This is a genomic window from Streptococcus sp. Marseille-P7375, assembly GCF_902460365.1.
GTDB classification, from domain to species: Bacteria; Bacillota; Bacilli; order Lactobacillales; family Streptococcaceae; genus Streptococcus; species Streptococcus cristatus_I.
Window position 1 is genome coordinate 14,924 of sequence record NZ_CABPTR010000003.1, and the last position, 13,884, is coordinate 28,807.

Sequence of the window (13,884 nt, forward strand, 5' to 3'; positions counted from 1 at the left end):
TCTTTTTCCTCGTACAGTATCAATCAGTATAGTAAGTCTATTATAACAGAATTAAGAATAAATGACACAAGTTGTGGTATAATGTTTCCTCAATGGCTAAGACGAAAGATGTCTGTTGATAGTCTATGATCGAAGAGAGTTAAAGTAAGGGGAGGATCTTGTATGCGTAAACCAATTTTCATTCACATTTTTTTCCTACTAATTGCATTTGTTGTGTATATTCAGGGGATTACGGTTCAGGGGCCAGACCTGATTTGGAATATGACTCTGGCCTTAATTGCCTATGACGCTGCGGTCTTAACGACGATATCTAAGAAGCAGAAATGGCTTTATCCACTTTTGTTAGTGGTTTGGCTGGCCTTTTATCCTAATACTTTTTATATGCTGACGGACTTAGTGCACATGACTTGGGTGGGAGACACCCTGTGGAACCCTGTCAGCATGCGCCTATTTATGGCTTTTGTGTCGAGCATTTTATTTGGCGTTTACTGCGGGATTGAAAGCTGGAATATTTTGCGCGAGCGCTGGAAGTGGACTTGGTGGTTGGATATGCTTGTGGTAGCAGGGCTGTCTTATCTGTCGAGTCTAGCCATTTATATCGGTCGTTATGATCGCCTCAATTCTTGGGATCTGGTGACGCGGCCCCAGCTAGTCGTCCAAAAGCTACTGGAAACCTTTCAGAAGGATCGTCTGGTATTTATCCTTGGATTTACCTTTATCCAAATCATGACTTTGCTCTTTTTAAGCAGAGAAAATAAAAAATAAGACACTTTAAAGTATTTTTTAGAGCAATGGACTTGAAAAAGTGAATGTTTTTGAGTATAATCATATTATTGTTCGTAAATAACGAATAAGCAGCACTGTTTTAAAGAAAATCAGGAGTTCTCTTTTAATCAGTTGCCATAAAACAATTTAGGAGATTATCTATAATGGATAAATTATTTAAACTCAAAGAGCACGGTACGGATGTTCGTACGGAAGTTCTCGCTGGGTTAACAACTTTCTTTGCTATGAGCTATATCCTCTTTGTCAATCCAGCCATGCTGTCGCAAACGGGTATGCCAGCTCAAGGTGTCTTTCTGGCTACGATCATCGGTTCCGTTGCTGGAACACTCATGATGGCCTTTTATGCCAACCTCCCTTATGCACAGGCGCCGGGGATGGGTCTCAATGCTTTCTTTACGTTCACGGTTGTCTTTAGTTTGGGCTATACTTGGCAAGAAGCTTTGGGCATGGTCTTCATCTGTGGTCTGATCTCGCTCTTCATTACCCTGACTAAGATTCGGAAGGCTATTATCGAGTCTATTCCATCAGCTTTGCGTTCAGCTATTTCCGCTGGTATCGGTGTCTTCCTAGCTTATGTAGGGATTAAAAATGCCGGACTGTTGAAGTTTTCGATCGATCCAGGCAACTATGTAGTAGCTGGTAAAGGAGCTGATCAAGCGAAGGCTGCTCTTACAGCAAACTCAGCTGCAACTCCGGGATTAGTTGATTTTAATAATCCAGCAGTTTTACTCGCTTTACTTGGTCTAGCGATTACAGTTTTCTTTGTTATCAGGGGCATCAAAGGTGGCATTATCTTGTCTATCTTTGCAACAACAGTCGTAGCGATTGCTGTTGGCTTGGTAAACCTGTCTGCGATTGACTTTGGTCAGCACAATCTGTCAACAGCTCTGAAAGAACTTGGACAAGTGTTCGGGGTTGCGGTTGGTCCAGAAGGCTTGGGAGCTCTCTTTGCTGATACGGCGCGCCTGCCTCAGACATTTATGGCTATCCTAGCCTTCTCTCTGACGGATATCTTTGATACTATTGGTACCTTGATCGGAACTGGTGAAAAAGTTGGTATCGTCGCAAGCTCTGGTGAAAACCATGAGTCAGAAGGTTTGGACAAGGCTTTGTACTCAGACTTGATCGGTACGACTATTGGCGCAATCGCCGGAACATCTAACGTTACTACTTACGTAGAGTCTGCAGCTGGTATCGGAGCTGGCGGACGGACAGGTTTGACAGCCTTAGTTGTAGCGGTCTGCTTTGCAGTATCTAGCTTCTTTAGCCCGCTTTTGGCAATCGTTCCAACAGCGGCAACTGCACCAATCTTGATTGTTGTTGGGATCATGATGCTTGGCAGTCTGAAAAATATCCAGTGGGATGATATGGCAGAAGCTGTCCCAGCTTTCTTCACCTCTATCTTCATGGGCTTCACTTACAGTATCACGAACGGGATTGCAGCAGGATTTATCATGTATGCTCTTGTGAAAGTTATCAAAGGTCAAGCTAAGGATGTGCATCCAATGATTTGGATCTTAAACCTGCTCTTCATCCTTAACTTTATCAGCCTAGCTCTTTCTTAAGAATCAGTATTAAGAAGTTGGAAATCTTCCAGCTTCTTTTTTATGCAAGAAAAATATTTGTGGATGATCTTAGTTTCTTTTTGATAGAAGTGAGTGGCTTGTTTTCGACAAAAGATTTGGAGGGCTCATCTAATTTTTTCAAACATTTTGCTCTCTCTATTAGAAAATTGAGCGCAAACGCAAATCTTCTGGTATAATAAAAGAATGTTTAGTTATAATGAGGAAGAATTAATCAACTTGGGTCAGCGTCTCGGCAGCTTGCTTCAGGAGCAAGATGTTTTGGTTTTGACAGGAGACTTGGGTGCGGGTAAGACGACCTTTACCAAGGGTTTAGCCCAAGGTCTGGGCATCAAGCAGATGATCAAAAGTCCGACCTATACAATTGTTCGCGAGTATGAAGGGCGTTTGCCGCTTTATCATTTAGATGTCTATCGGATTGGTGAAGATCCAGACTCGATTGACTTGGATGATTTTCTCTTTGGTGAGGGAGTTACGGTCATCGAGTGGGGAGAATTGCTAGGTGAGAGTTTACCAGATGATTATCTGAAGCTGACTCTTCTAAAGAAAGAAGACGGCCGCGAGCTAGTCTTTGAAAGTCAGGGGCGCCGTTCTCAGGAACTGCTGGAGGAATTGCTGCATGGCTGAGTTTGAATTAGCCTTGCGGGAGGCCGAAAAGGCGGATGCTGCTGACTTGATTCGCTTTTTAAATCAAGTCGGTGCCGAGTCAGACTACATGACCTTGGATGAGGCTGGGATTTTGATGGATGAAGAGCAGATGGCTCAGTTCATTCAGCGTCAAGCTGAGTCAGATAATCAGCTTTATCTTTTGGCCTTGCTTGATAATGAAATCGCTGGGATTGTCAGTATCACAGCGGATTTTCATGAGCGGATTCGCCACATTGGGCAAGTCTTTATCGTTGTCAAAAAAGCCTTTTGGAATCAAGGTCTCGGTCGTATTCTGCTAGAAGAGGCTGTGGATTGGGCAGAGAATGGGAGCAGTCTCCGCCGTTTGGAGTTGACTGTTCAGGTCAGAAATGAACGAGCTGTTCATCTCTATAAAGAATTAGGATTTGAAATCGAAGGCCTGCAAAAAAGAGGGGTCTATTTAAGAGAAGGGATATTTCTGGATGTTTACCTGATGGGAAAACTGATAGATTGATGAAATATGTTAAAAAAAATTGTACGAATGTTTTTGAGTCTGTTCCTTGTAACAGCCATTGGAGTAGGAGGCTATGCTTGGACCATTTACAATCAGTCAACGGATGCCTTGTCCCGTACCTACAAAGGTTTTGGGAATGAAACGAACGTGATTGCCGAAACCAAACCCTTGACAATCCTGTTGATGGGGGTCGATACAGGGAGTGGCTCGAGGTCCGATGCTTGGCAGGGAAATAGCGACTCCATGCTCCTCCTATCCGTCAATCCTCAGACAAAAAAGACGGTCATGATGAGTTTGGAGCGGGACATTCTGACTCAAATCGATGAAAAAGGCGAAACGACAGAAGCCAAGCTAAACGCAGCCTACGCTTATGGCGGCGCAGAATTAGCCATCGCGACCATTGAGAAAATGATGAATATCCATATTGACCGCTATGTCATGATCAATATGCAAGGGCTGGTTCAGCTAGTTGATGCAGTTGGCGGTATTGAAGTCAACAATACCTTTGATTTCCCAATTTCCATCGAAGAAAATGAACCGGAATATACTGCGACTGTCGAGCCAGGTAAGCATTTGATCAACGGAGACCAAGCTTTGGTCTATGCCCGCATGCGTTACCAGGATCCAGAGGGGGATTACGGTCGTCAGAAACGTCAGCGTGAGGTGATCCGAAAGGTCGTTGAGAAGGTGCTCAGTCTTAATAGTATCAGTCATTATCAAGCTATTTTGCGAGCAGTCAGCAAGAATATGCAGACCAATGTAGCGCTGGATGCGGGAAGTATCCCTCAGTTATTGGGCTACAAAGATGCCTTTAGAAGCATTCAGTCTGAACAATTGCGCGGGGAAGATGCTACCTTGGCTGATGGCGGTAGCTATCAGCTGGTTACGTCTGATCATTTGCTGGAAATGCAAAATCTCATTCGGAAAACGTTGGGCTTGTCTTCAGTTAAGACTCTGAAAACCAATGCAGTACTGTATGAAGACTTGATGGGAGGTCGGAGCTTGCGCTCTTCTAATTCTAGCTCTTCAACAACTTATCAGCATGATGAGCAGCCGATTTACAATCAACCAACGGAGAGCAATTATGGAGGTGCCAACTATAGTAGTTCGACACCGACCCCTCCTGAGCCGAGCGCTAGCAGTGAACCGCCAGCAAGTTCTGCGCCTGCATCTACGCCAGCTCCGACACCATCAGCATCATCTGCCGATCATCCCACAACATCAGCATCTTCAGAATAAACAAATCGCCCAAGCTTTCTAGCTTGAGCGATTTTTAATGCCCGTGGTTCTTATTTTGCGAGCCACTTCCAGAAGAAATCAATAATATAGGTCAGTCCGTAAGTGTAGATGATGAGGGTGATGGGTTTGCAGAGCACGATAATCAGCATATACTTTTTGAAGGTCATCTTGGTCAAGGCGGCTAGCATACAGAGAAAATCAGCGGGACTGATGGGCCAAATCATCATAAAGATAAAGAAACGCTCAAAGCGATTGCCCTCATCCAGCCACCCCACATACTTGTCATAGGTCCGCTTGCTGACGACGGACTGGACAAAGGCTGGTCCGTAGGTGCGAGCCAGATAGAAGATGATGGCGCAGCCGATGACGATGCCGACATAGTTGTAGATGGTGCCGATGATATGCCCGTAGATAAAGATGCCCGCTACAGAGGTCAAGGCGCCAGGGATAATGGGTACGACAGTCTGCAAGATTTGTAGGAAGATAAACAGAGGTGGTCCCCAGATGCCTGCTTGTCTGATAAAGGCAGACAAGGTTTCCTTGGACTGGAGGATTCCTGCATAGTAAGCCCAGATACAAAAGGCCACTGTCCCTACAGCTCCGATGATGGACGACCAGTTGATGATTTTTTGCAAAAAGGGAGAAACAGTTTTCATTTCTCGATCCTTGCTTACCATAGACACCTCCAAGAGAATTATTCTCATATCTACTATAGCATCTTTTGCTTTTTTTGTAAGCTTTGAAGCTATAGGTGCTAAAAAGTATGAAAGATGATATAATGATGTGACTGGTGAGCAATAATCTATGAGTATTCAAAAACCAAGGAGAGTGCTTGTGCTCGAACTAAAAATTCTATGAGTTAGGAGAGTTATAGTGGAAGAATATTTAAACTTATATCATCGAAAAATGTGGGAGATTGCTTTCGGTCATGTTGAGAAAGTATTTGGCGTTTTTCTCGTCATTTTGTTAGTTCTATCCATTTTTCCTATTTATATTTACTTTAACTCCTTGGTCAAAAGAAAAAAGCTCGTATTATCGCTTACATGTATTCCGTTGTGTCTCATTTTCCTTCTTTGTATGGTTGCGGAGTATGCCCACAGTTATGATAAAATTATGAATCCATCTTCTCCATACAACGATTCTTTAAGAATTGCTTCAGTAAAACCTGAAAACGCTCTTCCGATACTTAAGCATGTAGATGAAATCCCCTTAGCTAGTATTGATGGGGAGCTTAAGAGAGAAGATATTATATTATTTGCGGTATCTAATCCTATTTATTATGATGGTCTGTTTGAAGATGTGGCAAACTCTTTGGCGGGTGATCGGACAATAGGAGCAGCATTTCTAGTTGCTTTAGTAGGCTACGAAGAGAAAAATGGTCAATGGCAATCTGTTGACATTCGCATTGCCCCAGGTATTGAGGAGAAGGATTTTCAGAAATTTTCTAAGGTTCTTCACATAAAAAAAGATGAAGCAGAGGGTGCTACCAGTATTATTTATAAACTTCAAAATTTTTATGAATTAAAGTTATGGGTAGAAAAAAATGGTTACGGGCCTAAACTATGAGTAAGTTTGTGTCCAGACTCAAAATTCTATAAGTTAGGAGAGTTATAGTGGAAGAATTTCTAAACTTATATCATCAAAAATTGTGGGAGATTGCATATGAGAATCTCATAAGAACATTTTTTCACCCTCATACAATTATTTTCTTTGTATTATTTTTAATTATTTCTTCCTTAATCTGTAACGTATATTTCGAAAAAAAATGTACTTTACTATTTATAGTTAGTTATTTCTCCTTGTTCCTTTTGGGAGGAGTCGCAGAGTTTGTGAATAGCTATGGCAAAATTATGAGTCCAGATTCAAGTTATAACCAATCCTTTTGGTTATTTCCAGTAGAAATGAGCTTACAGATTGAAGATGAGCAACCCTTATCTAGTGTTGATGGAGAACTTAAGAAAGAAGATGTTATACTGTTTGCAGAAGCTAATCCTCAATATCACGATGGTCTTTTTAGTGCTACAGCGTATTTTTTTTCACGTGGTCATATAGAGGGGAAATTATTTCTAGTTGCTTTAGTAGGCTACGAAGAGAAAGATGGTGAATGGCAATCTGTTGATATTCGCATTGCACCAGGTATTGAGGAGAAGGATTTTCAGAAATTTTCTAAGGTTCTTCACATAAAAAAAGATGAAGCAGAGGGTGCTACCGGTATTATTTCTAAACTTCAAAAATTTTATGAAAAAAAGTTAGAGAGCGAAAAAAATAGATAGTGGTCTTATGAGCATGAATTTTGCCCATTTTAAAATGAAGCTTCCCGCTTGGGGAGCTGTTTTCATTTGTTTGGGAAATAGGAAGTGGGAATCTCCCAATGGCTCTTGGAAGAAATGGGGTTATAGGTGCCAAAAAGCCTATTTTATGCTATAATAGTGCGAATATGATTTTTGGAGAGAGATGTGGCGATTGAAGATTACATGCCCGACTTTGCGGTCGAGGCGGTTTACGATTTGACAGTAGAGAGTTTGAAAAGGCAGGGGATCAAAGCGGTTTTGGTGGATTTGGATAACACCTTGATTGCTTGGAATAATCCTGACGGGACCCCAGAGATGAAGAAGTGGCTCCATGATTTGCGGGATGCGGGTATTCGGATTATCGTGGTGTCCAATAATAACCAAAAACGGGTCAAGCGGGCTGTTGAAAAGTTTGATATTGACTATGTCTACTGGGCCATGAAACCTTTCACTTGGGGAATTGACCGGGCGCTCAAGCTTTTTCACTTTGAAAAAAATGAAGTGGTCATGGTGGGCGACCAGCTCATGACGGATATTCGGGCAGCGCATCGGGCTGGAATTCGTTCGATTTTGGTCAAACCGTTGGTCGAGCACGACTCTATTAAAACCCAGATCAATCGGGCGCGTGAACGTCGTGTGCTCAAGAAAATCACTGAAAAATACGGTCCAATTCAATACAAAAAAGGAATTTAAGCATGGAAGAACTTCTCTGTATCGGCTGCGGAGCCACTATTCAGACAGAAGACAAGAGCCAGCTAGGCTACACGCCCCAGTCAGCTCTAGAAAAAGGCTTGGAGACAGGCGAACTCTATTGCCAGCGCTGTTTCCGCCTGCGCCATTATAATGAAATCAGCGACGTCCAGCTGACGGATGATGACTTTCTGCGGCTTCTGCATGAGGTTGGAGATAGCGACGCCTTGGTCGTCAATGTTGTCGATATTTTCGACTTTAATGGCTCGGTCATCCCTGGCCTGCCTCGCTTTGTCGCAGGAAATGATGTTCTCTTGGTCGGGAATAAAAAGGACATTCTGCCTAAGTCAGTCAAGGATGGCAAGGTGACCCAATGGCTGACAGAGCGGGCTCACGAAGAAGGCCTGCGTCCAGTTGATGTCATTCTGACCTCTGCCCAGAACAAGCAGGCCATTAAGGACTTGATTGACAAAATTGAGCATTGCCGCAAGGGACGTGACGTTTATGTGGTCGGCGTGACCAATGTCGGCAAGTCTACTTTGATTAACGCCATTATTCAGGAAATCACGGGCGATAAGGATATTATTACGACTTCGCGCTTCCCGGGAACAACTCTGGATAAAATCGAGATTCCTTTGGCGGATGGCAGTCATATCTATGATACACCAGGCATCATCCATCGTCATCAAATGGCTCACTATCTTTCTGCTAAGAATCTCAAATATGTCAGCCCCAAAAAGGAAATCAAGCCCAAAACCTATCAGCTCAATCCAGAGCAAACTCTCTTTTTGGGTGGTTTAGGTCGCTTTGACTTTGTGGCAGGTGACAAGCAGGGCTTCACAGCTTATTTTGACAATGAGCTTAAGCTCCACCGGACCAAGTTGGAAGGTGCTAGCGGCTTTTATGACAAGCATGTCGGCAGTCTCTTAGTGCCGCCAGTTGGCAAGGAAAAGGAAGAATTTCCAGCCTTGGTCAAGCATGAATTTACCATCAAGGACAAGACAGATATCGTCTTCTCTGGTCTGGGTTGGATTCGCGTCAATGACAGAGCCAAGGTTGCGGCTTGGGCTCCAAAAGGAGTGGACGTGGTCTTGCGCAAGGCGATTATCTAAGAAAGGTAGGATGTATGACCCAGTCAACTTTTATCACACCAGAAAAATATGTGGAAGCTATTCAGCAAATACCATACGGCAAAGTGGTTACCTTGGCTGATTTGCGTACTCACTTTGGACAGGATAATAGTGCTCCATTTTTTTCAGGTATTGCTGCTTTGATTGTCGCTTGGTCTGAGGAAGATGCCAAAATCCCCTATTGGCGAGTGCTCAAGTCAGGCGGGGAAGTCAATGCGAAGTATCCTGGAGGCCTTGAAGTACAAAGAGGGCTGCTGGAAGCGGAAGGACATAGCATTATTCAAAAAGGGAAAACAAAGATGAGGTACTATGTCCAAGATTTTCAAAAGAAACGGTATTCATTTGATTTGGAAAGAAATCTCATGTGCGGGCAAGACTAATACTCTTTGAGTATAAGCTCTGCTATTTTTAAAAGAATAAGGAAAACTATGGCATTAACAAGTAAACAAAGAGCCTTTCTCAACAGTCAGGCCCACTCACTCAAGCCCATCGTTCAGATTGGCAAAAACGGTCTCAATGACCAGATTAAAACCAGCATTCGTCAGGCACTGGATGCGCGAGAACTGATCAAGGTTACGCTCTTGCAGAATACAGATGAGAATATCCATGAAGTTGCGGAGATTCTGGAAGAAGAAATCGGAGTGGATACAGTACAGAAGATCGGCCGGATCTTGATTCTCTACAAGCAGTCCAGCAAAAAGGAAAATCGCAAACTTTCTGTCAAAGTCAAACAAATTTAAGGAAAAATTTCTGTGGAGATGTCAGCCTATGGCTATTGAATTACTGACCCCCTTTACCAAGGTGGAATTAGAACCAGAAGTTAAAGATAAAAAACGCAAGCAGATTGGGATATTAGGCGGGAATTTCAACCCTGTTCATAATGCTCATTTGGTCGTGGCGGATCAGGTCCGGCAACAGTTGGGCTTAGATCAGGTCCTGCTCATGCCAGAGTACGAGCCACCCCATGTGGACAAGAAAGAGACCATCGATGAAAAGCATCGGCTGAAAATGTTGGAGCTGGCTATCGAGGGCATTGAAGGCTTAGGAATTGAAACCATTGAGCTGGAACGCAAGGGAATTTCTTACAGCTACGACACCATGAAGCTCCTGACAGAGCAACATCCAGATACGGACTATTACTTTATCATCGGTGCGGATATGGTGGACTATCTGCCCAAGTGGTACCGGATTGATGAGCTGGTTGAGCTGGTTCAGTTTGTCGGTGTTCAGCGGCCGCGCTACAAGGCGGGGACTTCTTACCCTGTCATCTGGGTGGATGTCCCTCTTATGGATATTTCCTCCAGTATGGTGCGGGATTTTCTGGCTCAGGGACGGACTCCCAATTTTCTGCTGCCTCAGCCAGTCTTAGACTATATTGAGAAAGAAGGGCTTTACCTATGACCTATGAAAGCTATATCCGCATGGGCCGTGAGGCCTTGCTGGCTAAGATGGAAACAGTCATGCCTGAGAAACGCCTACGGCATTGTCTAGGTGTGGAAAAGGCTGCCCGTGAATTAGCGGAGCGCTTCGGTCTTGATGTCGAAAAAGCGGGTCTGGCAGGGCTTCTACACGACTATGCAAAGAAGGTCTCGGATGAGGAATTTCTAGCCTTGATTGACAAATACCAGCTGGATCCTGACCTGAAAAACTGGGGCAACAATGTCTGGCATGGCATGGTGGGCATTTACAAGATTCAAGAAGATTTAGGTGTGAAAGACGCTGAGATTCTGCGAGCCATCGAGATTCATACAGTGGGGAGTAGCACCATGTCTGAGCTGGACAAGGTGGTCTATGTCGCTGACTATATCGAGCACAACCGAGATTTTCCGGGAGTGGACAAGGCCAGAGAGTTGGCTCAGCGCTCGCTCGATCTAGCTGTGGCCTACGAAACAGCAAGGACAGTGGAGCATCTAGCCCATAAGGGAATGCCTATCTATCCGCAGACCTTGGAGACTTATAATGCCTTTGTAGGATATTTGAAGGAAATAGAAGAAAATTAAAGAGGAACTATGAAAGAACAAGAATTATTGGAACTGGTCGTGAAGGCGGCCGATGAAAAACGTGCAGAAGATATTGTGGCTTTGGACTTGCAAGGCCTGACCACCGTGACAGATTACTTTGTCATCGTCAGCTCTATGAACAGCCGTCAGCTGGATGCAGTCGCTGAAAATATCCGTGAGAAAGCTGCTGCGGCTGGTGTTTCTGCTGGGCATGTTGAGGGCGACGCAGCAGGTGGCTGGGTGCTCCTAGACTTGGGCGGCATCGTTGTCCATGTCTTTTCTGAGGAAATGCGGGCGCATTACAATCTGGAAAAGCTCTGGCATGAAGCAACTGGTGTGGATGTTGCTGCCTTATTGGAAGAAAAAAACAAGTGATTTTTTGCCCTTAGGCAAGAAAGCAGAATTCGGCTCAGTCAGCCTGCTGGCTGGGCTATTTTTGAAAGGAAAAGTATGGTAACTTATGAAACCTTCGCATCGGTTTATGATGCGATTATGGATGATTCTTTGTATGAGAAGTGGACGGATTTCAGCCTGCGCCATTTTCCCAAGGATAAGAAAAAGCTGTTGGAGCTGGCCTGTGGTACAGGCATTCAGTCCATTTATTTTAAGCAGGCAGGGTTTGATGTGACGGGGTTGGATCTGAGTCAGGAAATGCTGGATTTGGCAGAGAAGCGCAGCAGAGAGGCTGGTTTGGACATTCCCTTTATCCAAGGCAATATGCTGGATTTGAGTGGCGTTGGTCAGTTTGATTTGGTGACTTGTTATTCGGACTCAATTTGCTACATGGAGGACGAAGTCGATGTCGGTCAGGTCTTTACTCAAGTTTACCAGCATCTAAATGAGGGTGGCCGCTTTATCTTTGACGTGCACTCGATTTACCAGATTGACGAGGTTTTTCCGGGCTATTCTTATCATGAAAATGCTGAAACCTTTGCCATGGTCTGGGATTCTTATGCGGACGAACCGCCTCATTCCATCGTGCATGAGCTGACCTTCTTTGTCCAAGATGAGGATGGGCGTTTCACGCGCCATGATGAGGTGCATGAGGAGCGGACCTATGAGATTCTGACCTATGATATCTTGCTGGAGCAGGCTGGCTTTAAGAATGTCAAGGTTTACGCGGACTTTGAGGACAAGGAGCCGACTGACAAGAGCGCTCGCTGGTTCTTTGTGGCGGAGAAATGAGATGACAATCACTGGTATTATCGCAGAGTTTAATCCATTTCATAATGGGCATAAATACCTGCTGGAGCAGGCTTCTGGTCTGAAAATTATCGCTATGAGTGGCAATTTTGTCCAGCGAGGGGAGCCGGCTATAGTTGACAAGTGGACTCGGGCGCAGATGGCTTTGGAAGCTGGAGCGGATTTGGTCCTTGAGCTGCCTTTCTTGGTCAGCGTTCAGGCGGCGGACTTTTTTGCTAAGGGGGCAGTAGACATCTTAGAGAGACTGGGCATTGATCATCTAATGTTTGGAACTGAGGAAGTGCTGGATTATGAGAGTATTTCCAAGATCTATGGTCAAAAGGCAGAGCAGATGGAGGTTTATCTGGCTGGTTTGCCTGATTCCCTATCCTATCCCCAGAAGACTCAGGCCATGTGGCAGGAGTTTGCAGGGCTCAATTTCTCAGGCTCTACGCCCAACCACATCTTGGGCTTGGCCTATGCCAAGGCTGTGGCGGGAAAGGCGATAAAACTGTGTCCAATTCAACGTCAGGGGGCTGGTTATCATTCCTTGTCAGCTGATCAAGAATTTGCCTCCGCAACGGCTCTTCGCCAGAATCTGGATCAGCCGGACTTTCTCAAAAAATTTACACCCTCCCATCATTTGCTCGAGACGGCTCCCAAGGTGACTTGGTCGGAACTCTTTCCTTATCTCCGTTACCAGATAGTGACCTGTCCGGATCTGACAGATTTTTATCAGGTCAATCAGGAGTTGTCCGTTCGGATTAGGGAGGCTCTGAAAAGCAGTGAGACCATAGAAGAGCTAGTTGAACAGGTGGCGACCAAGCGCTATACCAAGGCTCGGGTCCGGCGTCTGCTGACCTATATCCTAGTCGGAGCTAGACAAGAAGAGCTTCCGTCAGGGATTCATATCTTAGGTTTTTCCGAGCAGGGACGCCAGCATTTGTCCAAGCTTAAGGGAAAGGTGGAACTGGTCAGCCGAATCGGCAAGGAACCATGGGACAGTTTGACCCAGCAGGCTGACAAAGTTTATCAGCTGGGCAATCCTGCACTGGCGGAGCAGAATTTTGGACGCTTTCCACTACAAAATACCCTCTGATAGTATAGATAGATTTGAGAAATTTACTTGTAAATAGAGAGTGGGACAGAAATAGGTCATTCGTTAGAATTCGATTTCGTCGTCCCACCTCCGCACAGTTGAGTAGGGCTGTAAAAGCTGATGAAATCAGCGTAGTAGAGCCCACTCAACCACTGCGTCTTGCTCGACACTCCAAAGACAAGTGAGGAGTTTGGGACAAAAAGATTTCAATTTTTAAAAATCTTAATTATTAAGCCCTTCAAATCTATAATTAAATGCGAAAAGCGAACAAAGTAGAATTCTGATTACCAGAAAACTAGTTTTGTTCGCTTTTTATATTTGAGGTCGGACTTTTGTCCCAAACTCTTTTTTCTTATTCACTAAATCGTAGAAAATATCCATCTGGATCTAAAACCGCAAATTCATGTGGGTAGATAAAGCTATCTCCTACGCGAAATTTCCTTTTCGTTAGCGGACGATGGATGGGATAGTTAGCTGCCAGCAGTTTTTGATAGAGCTGGGGGACATCCTTGATGCCAAAGGAAATATTGACACCACGCCCGAAAGGATAGGTCAGTTGGCCTAATTCTTCGGCGCTGCCTTCCTCTAACATGAGCTGGCAGTCTTCAAGCGAGAGGAAGAGAAATTTGTCCTCTGGACGCTCGTATTCGACAGAGAATCCCAGCAAGTCGCAGTAGAAGTGGCGTGACTTGTCGATGTCAGATACCACGAATTCGGGAATGACAGCTTGATAGTCCATCGGC

At 44.5% G+C, this 13,884-nt stretch carries 18 protein-coding genes; 16 read left to right on the top strand and 2 right to left on the bottom strand.

Translation table 11 applies throughout. The features are described from left to right. Positions 1-162 precede the first annotated feature (162 nt). From FZ954_RS07360 to brpA, 5 genes are all read left to right on the top strand, one after another. The gene (locus FZ954_RS07360) at positions 163-765 is read left to right on the top strand and encodes a DUF1361 domain-containing protein (protein WP_148877895.1); all 603 of its coding nucleotides are present in this window, start codon (positions 163-165) and stop codon (positions 763-765) included. Positions 766-929: 164 nt separating this feature from the next. Continuing rightward, the gene (locus tag FZ954_RS07365; RefSeq protein ID WP_148877896.1) at positions 930-2,351 is read left to right on the top strand and encodes an NCS2 family permease; all 1,422 of its coding nucleotides are present in this window, start codon (positions 930-932) and stop codon (positions 2,349-2,351) included. Between the two features lie 204 nt (positions 2,352-2,555). Continuing rightward, complete coding sequence (gene tsaE / locus FZ954_RS07375; protein WP_148877898.1) at positions 2,556-2,996, top strand: tRNA (adenosine(37)-N6)-threonylcarbamoyltransferase complex ATPase subunit type 1 TsaE; 441 nt, start codon at positions 2,556-2,558, stop codon at positions 2,994-2,996. Next, positions 2,989-3,510, top strand: coding sequence for a GNAT family N-acetyltransferase (locus FZ954_RS07380; RefSeq protein WP_148877899.1), 522 nt, complete (start codon positions 2,989-2,991; stop codon positions 3,508-3,510). The genes tsaE and FZ954_RS07380 overlap by 8 nt, the downstream gene beginning before the upstream one ends. A gap of 6 nt (positions 3,511-3,516) precedes the next feature. Then, entirely contained in the window at positions 3,517-4,749 is a 1,233-nt protein-coding gene (brpA, locus tag FZ954_RS07385; RefSeq protein ID WP_148877900.1) for a biofilm formation/cell division transcriptional regulator BrpA, read from the top strand. A 50-nt stretch (positions 4,750-4,799) separates the two neighbouring features. On the opposite strand, the gene FZ954_RS07390 is transcribed toward brpA, so the two are convergent. Further along, positions 4,800-5,426: a TVP38/TMEM64 family protein gene (locus FZ954_RS07390; RefSeq protein WP_148877901.1), complete on the bottom strand. Its 627-nt coding sequence runs from the start codon at positions 5,424-5,426 to the stop codon at positions 4,800-4,802. 196 nt (positions 5,427-5,622) lie between these two features. Between FZ954_RS07390 and FZ954_RS11945 the strand changes: the two genes are divergently transcribed. The 11 genes from FZ954_RS11945 (at position 5,623) to FZ954_RS07445 (ending at position 13,141) form a co-directional block, all read left to right on the top strand. Next, positions 5,623-6,315, top strand: a complete 693-nt coding sequence (locus tag FZ954_RS11945) for a hypothetical protein (protein ID WP_262366233.1) — start codon at positions 5,623-5,625, stop codon at positions 6,313-6,315. A gap of 47 nt (positions 6,316-6,362) precedes the next feature. Then, positions 6,363-7,022 (top strand): hypothetical protein, encoded by a 660-nt coding sequence (locus FZ954_RS11950; protein ID WP_262366234.1) that lies wholly within the window; start codon positions 6,363-6,365, stop codon positions 7,020-7,022. Positions 7,023-7,205: 183 nt separating this feature from the next. Next, positions 7,206-7,733, top strand: coding sequence for a YqeG family HAD IIIA-type phosphatase (locus FZ954_RS07405; protein ID WP_185780854.1), 528 nt, complete (start codon positions 7,206-7,208; stop codon positions 7,731-7,733). Between the two features lie 2 nt (positions 7,734-7,735). Then, the gene (gene yqeH, locus FZ954_RS07410; RefSeq protein ID WP_148877902.1) at positions 7,736-8,842 is read left to right on the top strand and encodes a ribosome biogenesis GTPase YqeH; all 1,107 of its coding nucleotides are present in this window, start codon (positions 7,736-7,738) and stop codon (positions 8,840-8,842) included. 14 nt (positions 8,843-8,856) lie between these two features. After that, positions 8,857-9,240 (top strand): MGMT family protein, encoded by a 384-nt coding sequence (locus tag FZ954_RS07415; RefSeq protein ID WP_005590997.1) that lies wholly within the window; start codon positions 8,857-8,859, stop codon positions 9,238-9,240. Between the two features lie 48 nt (positions 9,241-9,288). Continuing rightward, positions 9,289-9,600, top strand: a complete 312-nt coding sequence (gene yhbY, locus FZ954_RS07420; RefSeq protein WP_005590995.1) for a ribosome assembly RNA-binding protein YhbY — start codon at positions 9,289-9,291, stop codon at positions 9,598-9,600. A 28-nt stretch (positions 9,601-9,628) separates the two neighbouring features. After that, positions 9,629-10,261, top strand: a complete 633-nt coding sequence (locus FZ954_RS07425; protein WP_148877903.1) for a nicotinate-nucleotide adenylyltransferase — start codon at positions 9,629-9,631, stop codon at positions 10,259-10,261. Further along, the gene (gene yqeK, locus FZ954_RS07430) at positions 10,258-10,860 is read left to right on the top strand and encodes a bis(5'-nucleosyl)-tetraphosphatase (symmetrical) YqeK (protein ID WP_148877904.1); all 603 of its coding nucleotides are present in this window, start codon (positions 10,258-10,260) and stop codon (positions 10,858-10,860) included. The genes FZ954_RS07425 and yqeK overlap by 4 nt, the downstream gene beginning before the upstream one ends. 9 nt (positions 10,861-10,869) lie before the next feature. Next, on the top strand, positions 10,870-11,235 hold the full coding sequence (gene rsfS / locus FZ954_RS07435) for a ribosome silencing factor (protein ID WP_002915774.1): 366 nt from the start codon (positions 10,870-10,872) through the stop codon (positions 11,233-11,235). A 75-nt stretch (positions 11,236-11,310) separates the two neighbouring features. Beyond that, the gene (locus tag FZ954_RS07440; protein ID WP_148877905.1) at positions 11,311-12,045 is read left to right on the top strand and encodes a class I SAM-dependent methyltransferase; all 735 of its coding nucleotides are present in this window, start codon (positions 11,311-11,313) and stop codon (positions 12,043-12,045) included. 1 nt (position 12,046) lies between these two features. Then, complete coding sequence (locus tag FZ954_RS07445) at positions 12,047-13,141, top strand: nucleotidyltransferase (protein WP_148877906.1); 1,095 nt, start codon at positions 12,047-12,049, stop codon at positions 13,139-13,141. 352 nt (positions 13,142-13,493) lie between these two features. On the opposite strand, the gene FZ954_RS07455 is transcribed toward FZ954_RS07445, so the two are convergent. Further along, complete coding sequence (locus FZ954_RS07455; protein WP_148877907.1) at positions 13,494-13,880, bottom strand: VOC family protein; 387 nt, start codon at positions 13,878-13,880, stop codon at positions 13,494-13,496. Positions 13,881-13,884 lie beyond the last annotated feature (4 nt).